The following is a 12,321-nucleotide window of genomic DNA, read 5'->3' as shown; positions in this document are numbered from 1 at the left end:
AATCAAAAACTTAATTTTTGATGTGATCGCTTATGGAGGAAATCAACAAAACCAAAAATTGAGGAAATATTCGTATATTATTGTTGATGATGATGCTGAAAGTATTTTGAAAACCAAGACAACCGCTGCAGGTTTTTCAGAATTATCTTTTATTGCATCGGCATCCAATTTTCAAGACGGTTTAAATTTGGTTTTGGAGCACAAACCCACTTTGGTTTTTCTGGAAATCGATCCTAAAAATTCTTCAAGTCAATTGTCTTTAGGTTTTATAAGTGAACTGCATCGGTTTTTTCAAGAAATTCCCAAAATTATTATTACGACCCATAAAAAAGAGAAAGCCTTTGATGCAATTCAATACGGTGTCTTTGATTATATTTTAAAGCCTGTTGCTCATCTCGATCTTCTAAAAACTGTTTTAAGGCTTAAAAAAGCAAATTTAGACCATAAAACAGCACCAATTAAAGAAGAGCCAACTTCTATTGTCATAGATAATGTGAATAATGTGACAATTCCGCAAAATGTCGAACGACCATTAACCATCTGTATAAAATCTTATGGAGATTATCGTTATTTAAACGCAGCCGATATATGTTATTTTCAGGCAGATAACAATTCGACCGATATTTATTTGAATACCGGTGAAATGATTACCGCATTTAAAACGTTAAAGCATTTTGAAAGCATATTAACGTATCCGTTTATTCGTATTCATAACAGTTATGTCATTAATCGAAATTATATTTCCAGAATTCATAGCGGAAACTCAATCTGTTACATTAAAAATTCTTCAAAGAAAATCCCTTTTTCTAAGACTTACAAAGCAAACGTCGATCAGATAATTGCTGATTTTGCAGCTGGTAATTATTTGGAAATCTAAAAAGTAGACATTTACTCAGATTTGCTATCCATTGACTATCAATTGGGTATGATCTACCACAATCTCAATTTTTCGTATAAATTTTTCTTGGCCTTCGTATTAGTTTTACACCATGATTTGCAACAAACAGCAATCATTTCTCCAAAAATTAAAACAAACATTTAAAACCTCAGGTCATGAAAAACACAGCTTTATCAATCGGATTATTTTCTTTAGTAGTAATAGCAACTTCTTTTAGCACACCAATCGACGGTGGAGCTGCAGGTGGAGTAATCAAGAAGAAAGATGCTTTTGCAATTGACGGAGGTGCTGCCGGTGGAGTAATTAAAAAGAAAGATGCTTATGCAATGTTGCCAATCGATGGTGGTGCTGCAGGTGGAGTAATCAAAAAGAAAGACGCTCCTGTTAACTTTGCTAGCGTTAATCAATCTATCGGAAATGATAAAAAAGTAGACTAATCTACATCAAAATATATATTTAAGCTGTCAGAAATGACAGCTTTTTTTTTGTGTCTCAAGTTTTTTAGTATTTTTGGTAAAATTCAAAAAACAGAATTGAAAGACACAAGCAAAATAGTATTACTTATACTCTTGGTTTTGTTGGGTTGTACCAAGAAAACAGGGTTAGATACTAATACAATTTCTTCAGCTGATAGTCTTCCCATCTATCTTTCTCTTGCTAATGAGGATACTATTCCTTTCAAATTCAAACAAAGTTATAATCAGAAGGCGCTAAATATCATTTTAGCTCAAAAAAATGATTCCATAAATAAGGTTAATCTTTTCAAAGTTGCCAATCGTTTTTACAATATGAGCGACTGGAAATCTTACCTCAGTACCACAAAATTAATTTTGGATCGATCGCAGAAATCTAGAGATTCTGTACACGTGGCCAAAGCATACACTTATTTGGGTGATTACTACGTTTCTCAATCTGTTTCTGATAGTGCATTCATGTATTATTATAGCGCAGAGAAAACATATTTAAAAATAAAAGATCAACTAAATCTGGCGAAAACATTTTTGAGTAAAGCGAATCTGCAATACAATGAAGGAGATTTTTTTGAAAGCGAAATCACTGTTTTTAAAACTTTGAGTATTTTAAAAAAGGAGAAAAATGTAAACGAACTTCTATACGAAAGTTATAACCTGCTCGGAGTTTTATATAATGAAAGGGAAGAATATAAAAAGGCTTTGGAATTTCAGAATAACGCTTTAAAGATTCTTCAGGATAAAAGTATAGCCTCAGAATTTCAATATAAGGCAGCTTCTTTAAATAATATCGGTTTCATCTATATGAATATGGGGAATTATACAGAAGCAAAAAGTTATTTTGAAGACGGACTGAGTCAAAAAAATCTTTTTCACGATAGGGCAAGTTTATATGCCATTTTACTTGATAATCTCGGATATTCGAAATTCAAACTTAATGATTCTACCCAATTGCCAGATCTTTTTTATAGATCACTGCAAATTAGAGATAGCCTTGATTTGTTTTCTGGGGTAGTGTCCAGTAAAATCCATTTGTCTGAATATTATGCTTTTAATAAAGATACTGCAAAGGCATTAGAATTATCCAAACAGGCTTTGACGCTTTCCCGAACTACAGCCAAATTTGTAAATACTTTAGAAGCTCTTAAGCAAACGGCTATTGTTGATCCAAAAAATGCCTCTGTTTATTCGAGAGAATATATCAAACTCAACGATAAAATGTTGAAGGAAGAACGAAAAATGGGTGAAAAATTCTCTCGAATAGAATACGAAACCAATGAAATAAAAGATCAAAACTCCAACCTTCAGGAAAAAAACAAAACTTTGGTTTATGTTTTTAGTATTTGTACATTGCTCGGATTGTTTTTTTACGTTTATAAAACCCAGCAGGCTAAAAATCGTGAATTGCTTTTTAAACAACAACAGCAAATTGCAAATGAAGATATTTACAATTTGATGATTTCACAGCAGAACGAAATTGAATTAACAAGGATAAGAGAAAAGAAAAATGTGGCTCAGGAACTGCATGACGGAGTTTTGGGGCGTATGTTTGGTATTAGAATTAGTCTTGACAGTCTCGATAAACTTGATGAAGAGGAGGCGGCTTCTAAAAGAAAAAAGTATCTTGCAGAGTTAAAAAATATCGAGCAGGATATTCGTGAAATTTCTCATGATTTAAATAGAGAAAAATCGGAATTAATTAATAATTTTATCGCGATTTTAAATAAACTATTTGAAAATCAAATAAATACGTATAATTCTAAATTGATTACCAATTTTGATCCCAACATTAAATGGGAATTGATAAGCAACATTGTCAAAATCAATTTATATAGAATTATCCAGGAAGGACTTCAAAATTGTAATAAATATGCCAATGCAGATTTTATTAAAGTGGAGATGAAAAATCAAAATGAAGTTTTGGTATTAACTATTGAAGATGACGGAATAGGATTTAATACCAAAAGGACCAAAAACGGAATTGGTCTGCACAATATCGAATACAGAGCGAAAGAATGTAAAGGAACAGTTGCTATAAAATCTGTTAAAGGAGAAGGAACTAAGCTTACTGTCAAAATCCCAATAATACCTAATACTTACCTGCATAATAATGACATTTGATGTAACAGCCTCCGTTTCGCAATTAGTTAAAAAAAACATTTTAATAGTAGATGATCATCCATTTATTATTGAAGGATACAAGAATGCCATTACGCGGTATAATCCACAACAGTATGAATTTTCAATTTTTCAGGCGCACGATTGTAAATCGGGTTACGAAATTATTGAAGATCCTAATTCACCACAATTTGATATTGCATTTTTAGATATCAGTATGCCTCCTTATGAAGAAAAAGAGATTTTTTCTGGAGAAGATCTGGCCAAACTGCTTTTGAGGAAAATGCCTTCCTGCAATATTATTCTGCTGACCATGTATACAGAATTACTGAAAATTAAAACAATTATCAGATCAATTCAGCCAAATGGTTTAATTATTAAAAATGATCTCACTTTTGATGAGCTGCTTCTGGCTTTTGATAAAGTAATGAAAAATGAAAAATATTACAGCCAATCAGTGGTAAAAATGCTAAATCAGTCTACGCACAATGCCATTGAAATTGATCAGTACGATAAGCAGATTTTAATTCATTTAGCAAAAGGAATTTCAAGTAATGACATGCTGCAAAATATTCCCATTTCTTTAAATGCAATCGAAAAAAGAAAAAAACACTTAAAAGAATTGCTGAAAATCAAAAACAATTCTGATGATGATTTACTCAAAGAAGCAAAAAGTAAAGGACTCTTTTAGAAAAGAAATTCCAGTAAAAGTAAAATTCCAAATTCCAATGACTTAACGTTTGGAATTTGGAATTTTTTATTTGATATTTTTGAGGATTATTCGCTTAGAGCGTCCCAGCCACGTGCTTTTAGAGCAATTTTTGTGTTGGCACGAGTTACGAGATGAATTCCTTCGTTTTCTTCTGCCATATGTCCGATAACAGAGAAATTCGGATTTCCTTTTATTTTATCAAAATCGTTGATGTCAATAGTAAACAAAAGTTCATAATCTTCACCTCCGTTAATGGCAACAGTGGTACTGTCGATATTAAATTCTTCGCAAGTCGAAATAAACTGCGGATCTAGAGGCAATTTGTCTTCGTATAAATTACAACCCACTTTAGATTGTTTGCAGATATGCATAATCTCAGAAGATAATCCGTCTGAAATATCAATCATAGCCGTTGGTTTTATGTCTAATGCATGAAGCAAAGTGCGAACATCTTTTCGAGCTTCTGGTTTTAACTGGCGTTCTACCAAATACGTATAAGGATCTAAATCTGGCTGATTGTTTGGGTTAACCTGGAAAACTTGTTTCTCACGTTCTAAAACTTGCAATCCCATGTAAGCGGCACCAATATCTCCTGTAACGACTAATAAATCGGTTTGTTTGGCACCGTTACGGTAAACCAATTCGTTTTCGTCAGCTTCTCCGATTGCTGTAATACTTATAATCAAGCCTTTTTGAGATGAGGTAGTGTCCCCTCCAATTACATCAACTTTATATTCTTTTGCCGCATGTGTAATTCCTGCAAACAATTCTTCTAAAGCTTCAAGAGGAAAACGATTTGAAACTGCTACAGAAACTGTAATCTGGGTCGGTTTTGCGTTCATTGCGCAAATGTCAGAAACATTTACCACAACTGCTTTGTACCCTAAATGTTTCAAAGGCATATAAGCCAGGTCAAAGTGAACTCCTTCAATCAGTAAATCGGTAGAAACTACTACTTTTTTGTCTTTAAAATCAAGAACAGCTGCGTCGTCACCAATACTTTTTAAAGTCGATTCTTGAGTAACATCAAAATTTTTGGTTAAATGATCAATTAAACCAAATTCTCCCAATTGCGCTATACTAGTTCGTTGCTGATTTTTATCTTCTATCATTTTTTTAAGTTCCAAAGTTTGTAAGCTGCAAAGGTACAAAGGTTTTTTCTTTTTAAGTGACAAAGAAACAAAGGTTCAGAGATACAAAGTTTTTTGGTTTTTTTTAAAGATGCTAAGATTCTGAGTTGCTAAGGTTCTAAGTTTTTTTATGCGTCTTTCGCTCAGTATTTCTAAATAGATAATAATAATCTCAAATTTCCTAAAAGTTCTTGCTAACCGCGTGAAGGATGGGAGCAAGTTACCGAAGTAACGCGGACAGCCTGACAGCATTCTGATAAGAGGGCGAAGAACCGCAATCTAAGTTTGCCCTCTTATTAGAACGGTGGCACGCCCAAAGCATTATCGTTTCATACTAAAATGAGCTTTAAATTCCTGAATTATGCCATTTTGGGTGTAGGTTGCCACAAACCAGTAATCTGTAGAAGGAAGGGGAGCACCGTCATAATTGCCGTCCCAGCCAATACCGGAAGGTTTAATTGTTTTTATGAGTTTGCCGTATCGGTCGAAAATAGTGATAACGGCATCGGGCTGATCTGCGAGATCAGGAATGTTCCAAGTATCGTTATACCCATCGTTGTTTGGGGTGAAAAATTTTGGATATTTGAGTACTTTGGCAAATAAAATAAGATTGTCGCAATTGGCTTTTATATCTCTTATTGTAATGGCATGTTCTCCGGAATCAACGTCCACAAAGGTATTGCTAGTCTGAAATTCACCATCATCCAATTGGTATTCGTAGGTTCCGAATCCGTTTGTAAGATTTACAATGATGTCGATGTCATCTGTGAAATTATCAGATACAGAAACCGTTGCAACTGCCTGACTAGATTTTTCGACGGTAACGGTAGTCTGATTATAACCACAGTCGTTGCCGACATCGGGTACGTTTTTGACAGGTACAACAGTGTAAATTCCTTCTTGAGTTGCAGAATAGGTTGGGCCTGTACTGACTTTTGAGCCTTTTAGATACCATTCTACAGTATAATCGGGTGAATTTATTCCAGAATTTAATAGTGCTGAATGTCGCAAGGTTCCTGTTTGGAAATCAACACAAATGATTCCGTTTGGTATCGATAAATTTTTAAGAGGATAAATAGTTATATCAAAATCATCCTGAGCAAAACAACTGGAATTTGTCGCCGCCGATGCATAAATATACATTTTTTGACTATTATTTATTTTTTGTCCTGCCATATATTGGGTTCCGGTTGCATTGGGGCCGCTATAATAATTTCCCACGGTTGAAGCAGGCAGCGTATAGCTTTCGCAAATAGCAATATCAGGAGTGCTAACCAAGATTGGAGTTTTGGAAATAGTAACCAAGAAACTCTTTTCGCTGACACAAGTTAAACGTGTACCGACAATAGCATAAACATATAGGGTTTGCGAGTTGGTGATGACAGTTCCAGCCGGAATAACAGGACCTTTTCCTCCAGACTGTGTATAATAATTTCCTAATGTTAAAGCAGGTAAAGTATAACTATCGCATGCATTTATATTGCTAAAATTACCAACGTCTATTCCGTTATAATTGACTTTGAAAAACGTTTCGTTACTGCAGGATTTAAAATCTGCCCATTCGTTATAAATGTAAATAGTCTGGGTTGTGTTAATTCTTGTTCCTTCAGTAAGTTGCGTTCCCGTTCCTTTTGGTCCTCCGGTAGCTGTGTAATATTTTCCATTTTTTAATTTAGGAAGTATAAAATCATTACAGGTTACAACGTCTGTGAAACTGTCAACTGGAGGAAGAGGCCTAATTTCGACAGTAAAACTATGTTCGTTTGTACATAAAGGCCCTACGGAATAAACGTAAATAGTTTGTGTAGAAGTAATGATGTCACCTGCTTTTAATGCTTTTCCTTTACCATTGCTTTGCGTAAAATAATTGCCATTTGTCAATGGTGGTAATACATAACGGTTGCATTCTAATCTATTGACTGGTGTATCAACTAGGGGAAGAGGATTTATAGTAATGACATATTTAAGATTTTCGGTGCAATTGGGCGAAGTTGTTGTTGTGGCAAAATAGTAGACAGTTTGCGAATTGGTAATAACAGTTCCGGCCGGGATATTTTTGCCCTGACCACCAGGGCTGTCATAATAACCACCAACGGCAACTGGAGGTAAAGTAAAACTTCCGCATCTTGAAACTGGAACAAATATGGGAGAATTGATGATGTCTATTTTAAACGAATTTTCATTGGTACATCTTCCATCATTTGCAAAAACAAAAACGGTCTGGCTTGTTGTTATTCTGTCTCCGGCATTCAATTTTGTACCCAAACCTCCAGATAAAGTAAAATAATTTCCGTTAGTTAGTGGAGGCAATGCATAAGAATCGCAAGTAATGATATTGGCAGGTTTGTCTACCAATGGTAAAGGATACACTATAAAAGGTACTGCTATATCGCGACATACCGAACCATTGATTACTACATAATAGTAAATTGTTTGACTCGCCGTAAATGCTGTTCCTTCAGGAATAGAATCCCCTTTTTCTCCAGGTTGTGTAAAAAAACCTCCCGCAGGTACTCTTGGAACGATATACTGACCGCAGGCTTCTTTTTTAAAATCAATTTCGTAAATCAGGATAACATTAAAACTGGTTTCATTGGTGCAGTTGTTCGCATTTGGTCCCTTATAGATATAATAAAGACCGCCCGTGGTAATGACATCTCCTGCATTTAGTTTCGTTCCAGTTCCATTTGGGGCTGTATTATATTCTCCATTTTGAATTGGCGGTAAGGTATAACTGTTACAGGCAACAACATTCGGAATTTTATCTACAACAGGAAGTGGATTGATGATAATGTTGAAACTAACTGTGGCGTAACAAGCAGCACTCGAAATATTTTCAACTCGAACCCAAATTGTTTTTGGTGATTCTGATAAAGATGTTCTGAATGTTTTTGGATTTGAAATGTTGTTTGTTTTGTTGTTGGCATCTGTTTGGCTATTGTGATAACTGATTTTGTATTCAGCAGGATTTAAGCCATTCAAAATGATGGTTTCCTGAGCGGTTAAATCGAAAGTAACATTTTTAGCTAAATCATCACAACCACTTAAATCTGGCGGTTTTGCAACATTAATTGGCTGAGTTACTAATAAATTAAAAGAAACAAGATTACTGCAAAAGAAAGTTTTATCATAAATTGGAACCGCTTTTATATAAATGGTCTGATTGCCAGAACTGGTATATGATTTTAATTGATTTTCAGGTATCGTTGGTCCGTTAGCATTCGCTGAAGCTAAAGAATCAAAGTAATAAATGGCATATTTTTCAGGATCAATTCCTAATGCGGCTAAATTATTTACCGTTAAATCATATTGATAAATACCATTTGTGTTATAACAGGCAGTTAGATTTTGAGGAGATCTTATGATGAGGTCTTGAATAACAACTTCGTCTTTAATAACACAGCCTGAAAGTGTTGCTGTTACGCCATAAGTTCCGGCTTTATCTACTGTGATTGAATTGCTGGTTTCATTAGGAATTACAAGTCCGTTTAATGTCCATTCATAATTAAAATTCCCCACAAGTTCGGCTGTAAGGGTAATTTTTTCGCTTTGGCAAATCGTTCGATCTGGTCCTAGATTTAGAGTAGTCATAAAACTACCTCCTTTTATAAATACTGCTGAGTCATAATTACTGTCGTTGTAATCGCCAATTGCCAGTTTTATGCGATACGTTCTGTTCGGAATAACCGTTGAGCTAGCAGTTAAAACTTTGGTTTCGCCTCTCATATTAAGAGGTGACTGAACAGGATTCGCAACATTGTAACGATCAAATAGATTTGCGTTGGCAGATAAACAAGACGAATTATATTGCTGGTCTCTAATGTTTTTGACAGAAACAGGCGTCGTTGTTCCTGGCACTACGGCAAGATTGGTGGTAATTCCTGTGGTTAAATCTGTTAATATAAAGGCAAAAACATCACTAAATCCGCATTGAAATTCTCCATATTCATTGGAGGCAAAAAGAAAATCAAAGCTAAAATTACTGGATAAAGGGGTAAAATCAAATTGAAGAAAGCTGACATCGGTAACAGGTACAGTTTGCCCGTTATTATCACTGATTTCCTGTAGATCACTATCGGTCGCATTATTGATTTTACTACTTTCATTTGTGCCGTTGTATGGACCTTCGGTATATTTGGCGATTCCGTTTCGTATAATTATTCCGCTAGAAATTGGAAAGTTCGGATTGGTATTGGTGAATTTACCGATACCCTGATGTGAGGAAAATTTAAAATTACTTTCGTTTGAACAGCCATTTTGCATCAACTCCGTTCGCACCAATTCTGGGATGCTCAAAGTTGTAGTATCGACTGCAATTCCTTGAGATGAAGATAGGGTCGAATATAGTAGTAAAAGTAGAAACAGGACAGCTCTCATAATTCATTTTCATTTGTCTACTAACTTAAAGATACGAATTATTTTATTTTATTTTTTTGATTGTCAGTATTTTATGATTTTTTAATGTCGTTTAATGAAAAAAGAAGAAGAATTCAAATTTTGTTAAAATAGAAAATTACAGAAGTTTTTATAATTTTTTTTCCTACTGACAAACTGTTGTCACCGGCCCATTTTACTTTTGAAGGGTAGAAATTTAAAACTTAAAAAATCATGAAAACATTAGAAGCACAAGTAATCAGTTCAGAAGATTTATTGAAACATTGGCAAGGTCATCGCGCTTTAACACGTCGTTTAATTGAAATTTTCCCTGAAAAGGATTTCTTTGAATTTTCAATTGGTGGAATGCGACCTTTTTCAAAATTGGTAGACGAACTTTTGGCAATTGGAGGTCCGGCAATGAAAGGAATCGTAAACAGAGATGCACAGCCTTACACAGAAGGAACAGAAAAATTGATTTTTAAAGCGCAATATCTTGAAAAATGGGATGAAGCTACAGCTGAAATCAATAAATATTGGGAGGAATTATCTATTGAAGATTTCAACGAAACTTTCAATTTATTTGGACAATATGAGTTTCCAATCATCCAAAATATTTTATATTTTATTGATAATGAAGTGCATCACCGTGGACAAGGTTACGTATATTTAAGAGCTTTAAATATTGAGCCACCATTTTTCTGGGAAAGATAATTCTCTGAAAACGAAATAAAAAAACTCTCAAAAGACAGAATAATTCTCTTTTGAGAGTTTTTTTATAAAAGTCTTTTTTTATTGATTTCGATTAAATCTAAAACTTTTGTTTTCAATATTTCGGGTTCCAGAATTTCGGCATAATCACCAAACATTAAGAACCAGCGTGGAAAACCGCTTTCGATATCACGAGATAAAAAGGTCATTTCTAGTTTGTCTCCAACTTCTTTTTCAGAAACAAATCCGTGATATTTTCTATCAAAAGTCAGATACCTTGCGATTTTCCTGTCGACCAAAAGTCGAACTTTGGTGGTCGGAATGGTTTCGTTTTTACTCAGATAAGTTTCCAATGAATCATGCTCGATTGTAAAATCTAAATCTGTTTTTTTGAGGTTCTGAATTCTGTCGGTTCGAAACTGTCTGTAATCTTTTCGCAAATGACAGAAACCTAAAAAATACCAATTGTTATTATCATGAAAAACACCAACAGGCTCTAGGTTTCTTTCGGTTAATTCATCTTTTCCGAAGGTTTTGTACGAAAGTAAAATTTGCTTTTTTTCGGCAATACTTTCAAACAAAGCGGTTAAAGTATTAGGAGAATTATCATGAAACATCGGTTCAGCAGTCTGCATAATCACACGCGATTCTATGTTCGAAAGCCAGTCTTTATCACTATTTCGAAGAACCGATTTTAGTTTGTACATCGCACTCGCATAATGATTTCCTAAAACAGGATCGGTAAATTTCTGGATTAATTTTTCGGCCGCGATAAAACTGCTCACTTCTTCGCGCGTAAACATAACGGGCGGAAGACGATAACCGTCCATTAAAGCGTAACCAACTCCCGCTTCGCTATAAATAGGAACTCCGGAAGCTTCCAATGTTCGAATGTCTCGATAAATGGTTCTTAAACTGCAATCAAAACGATCGGCCAATTCCTGTGCTTTTACAATCTTTTTAGATTGCAATTGTATCAGAATGGCAACAATTCGGTCAAATCGTTTTGGAGTTTCGTCGAGCATTTTTTTCTTTTAGTTACAAAGGTTCAGAGGTTCAAAGTTACAAAGGTTAAATGTTTTGCGAAATAAAAAAGCTGTCCCAAATTGAGACAGCTTTTGATTTATAATTTGAATGAACGAATTAGAATCTGTATAATAATCCGAATTGTGGTTGGTCGAAGATGTTTTCAAATAAGTTAATGTTTAATTGAAAAGTATCGGATGACGGACCATTTTCTGGAGCAACACTGTTGTAAGAAAGCATATTGGCTAATACAAAAGTTACTGCAACGTTCTTGGTAATAAAGTAGTTTAATCCAATATTTACATCTGCTGTTATACTATTTGTAGTGTCGTCAATAACATCACTTTCATATTTATTTCTTCCGAATCCTAAACCTACTTCTGCATAAGTTTTAAAACGTTTTTTATCTAATTCTAAGAAATAGTAACGTGCAAAAGCTCCAGCTCCAAATACATTTGTTTTCTCATATGGAGTTTCTTGTTTGATACTTGCATAATTTAGTTTCGCTCCAACAGCAAATTTATCATTTAGGAAATAGCCAAATTTTGGACTAAAACCATAATAATCTTCTTCACCGCCAGTACTTATTTTTATAGAACCTTCAAGAAACATATCGCCTTGTGAAAAAGTAACACCTTTTGCTGAGTTCATTTCCGATTCGGCTTCGTTTTCTTGAGCGTTTGCGAAACAAAAAGTAAAAAGGGCTAAAATAAGTGATAATTTGGTTTTCATAATCTTACATATTTAATTGTTTGTAAGATTAAAATTAGTTTTCAATGTTATAAGAAACCAAAAATTTGATTTATCGCGTTAAAATTGAATTAATCAAGTTAATATTTTGATAAATTTGTAAGTTTTATCTTTTTAATTATTGAATGTAAA

General features: G+C 34.1%; 9 protein-coding genes. 5 read left to right on the top strand and 4 right to left on the bottom strand.

Annotated elements, in window-relative coordinates; genetic code table 11:
• Positions 1-58: 58 nt before the first annotated feature.
• The 4 genes from K6T82_RS12515 (at position 59) to K6T82_RS12500 (ending at position 4,177) form a co-directional block, all read left to right on the top strand.
• Entirely contained in the window at positions 59-877 is an 819-nt protein-coding gene (locus K6T82_RS12515) for a LytR/AlgR family response regulator transcription factor (protein ID WP_223706216.1), read from the top strand.
• A gap of 176 nt (positions 878-1,053) precedes the next feature.
• Positions 1,054-1,335 carry a hypothetical protein gene (locus tag K6T82_RS12510; protein ID WP_223706215.1) on the top strand — a complete coding sequence of 94 codons (282 nt, stop codon included), beginning with the start codon at positions 1,054-1,056 and terminating at the stop codon, positions 1,333-1,335.
• A 96-nt stretch (positions 1,336-1,431) separates the two neighbouring features.
• Positions 1,432-3,489, top strand: coding sequence for an ATP-binding protein (locus tag K6T82_RS12505; protein WP_223706214.1), 2,058 nt, complete (start codon positions 1,432-1,434; stop codon positions 3,487-3,489).
• Positions 3,479-4,177: a response regulator gene (locus K6T82_RS12500; RefSeq protein ID WP_223706213.1), complete on the top strand. Its 699-nt coding sequence runs from the start codon at positions 3,479-3,481 to the stop codon at positions 4,175-4,177. Before K6T82_RS12505 ends, K6T82_RS12500 begins: the two co-directional genes overlap by 11 nt.
• 86 nt (positions 4,178-4,263) lie before the next feature.
• Here the strand turns inward: K6T82_RS12500 and thiL are convergent, their stop codons facing one another.
• Positions 4,264-5,310, bottom strand: a complete 1,047-nt coding sequence (gene thiL, locus K6T82_RS12495) for a thiamine-phosphate kinase (protein WP_223706212.1) — start codon at positions 5,308-5,310, stop codon at positions 4,264-4,266.
• A 339-nt stretch (positions 5,311-5,649) separates the two neighbouring features.
• The gene (locus K6T82_RS12490) at positions 5,650-9,705 is read right to left on the bottom strand and encodes a T9SS type B sorting domain-containing protein (protein ID WP_223706211.1); all 4,056 of its coding nucleotides are present in this window, start codon (positions 9,703-9,705) and stop codon (positions 5,650-5,652) included.
• 231 nt (positions 9,706-9,936) lie between these two features.
• Between K6T82_RS12490 and K6T82_RS12485 the strand changes: the two genes are divergently transcribed.
• Positions 9,937-10,416: a DinB family protein gene (locus tag K6T82_RS12485; protein WP_223706210.1), complete on the top strand. Its 480-nt coding sequence runs from the start codon at positions 9,937-9,939 to the stop codon at positions 10,414-10,416.
• Positions 10,417-10,478: 62 nt separating this feature from the next.
• On the opposite strand, the gene K6T82_RS12480 is transcribed toward K6T82_RS12485, so the two are convergent.
• Together K6T82_RS12480 and K6T82_RS12475 are read right to left on the bottom strand one after the other, a co-directional pair.
• Positions 10,479-11,438 (bottom strand): helix-turn-helix transcriptional regulator, encoded by a 960-nt coding sequence (locus K6T82_RS12480; protein ID WP_223706209.1) that lies wholly within the window; start codon positions 11,436-11,438, stop codon positions 10,479-10,481.
• A gap of 118 nt (positions 11,439-11,556) precedes the next feature.
• Entirely contained in the window at positions 11,557-12,171 is a 615-nt protein-coding gene (locus tag K6T82_RS12475) for an outer membrane beta-barrel protein (RefSeq protein ID WP_223706208.1), read from the bottom strand.
• Between the last annotated feature and the right edge of the window lie 150 nt (positions 12,172-12,321).

The organism is Flavobacterium potami (assembly GCF_020026915.1).
GTDB classification, from domain to species: domain Bacteria; phylum Bacteroidota; class Bacteroidia; order Flavobacteriales; family Flavobacteriaceae; genus Flavobacterium; species Flavobacterium potami.
This window is presented reverse-complemented; position numbering and strand designations above follow the sequence as displayed.

Excerpts from the sequence above, each read along its gene's own strand:
- K6T82_RS12510 (WP_223706215.1), top strand. The coding sequence starts at position 1,054 with ATGAAAAACACAGCTTTATCAATCGGATTATTTTCTTTAGTAGTAATA.
- K6T82_RS12480 (WP_223706209.1), bottom strand. The coding sequence starts at position 11,438 with ATGCTCGACGAAACTCCAAAACGATTTGACCGAATTGTTGCCATTCTG.
- K6T82_RS12475 (WP_223706208.1), bottom strand. The coding sequence starts at position 12,171 with ATGAAAACCAAATTATCACTTATTTTAGCCCTTTTTACTTTTTGTTTC.
- K6T82_RS12485 (WP_223706210.1), top strand. The coding sequence starts at position 9,937 with ATGAAAACATTAGAAGCACAAGTAATCAGTTCAGAAGATTTATTGAAA.
- K6T82_RS12490 (WP_223706211.1), bottom strand. The coding sequence starts at position 9,705 with ATGAGAGCTGTCCTGTTTCTACTTTTACTACTATATTCGACCCTATCT.
- thiL (WP_223706212.1), bottom strand. The coding sequence starts at position 5,310 with ATGATAGAAGATAAAAATCAGCAACGAACTAGTATAGCGCAATTGGGA.
- K6T82_RS12500 (WP_223706213.1), top strand. The coding sequence starts at position 3,479 with ATGACATTTGATGTAACAGCCTCCGTTTCGCAATTAGTTAAAAAAAAC.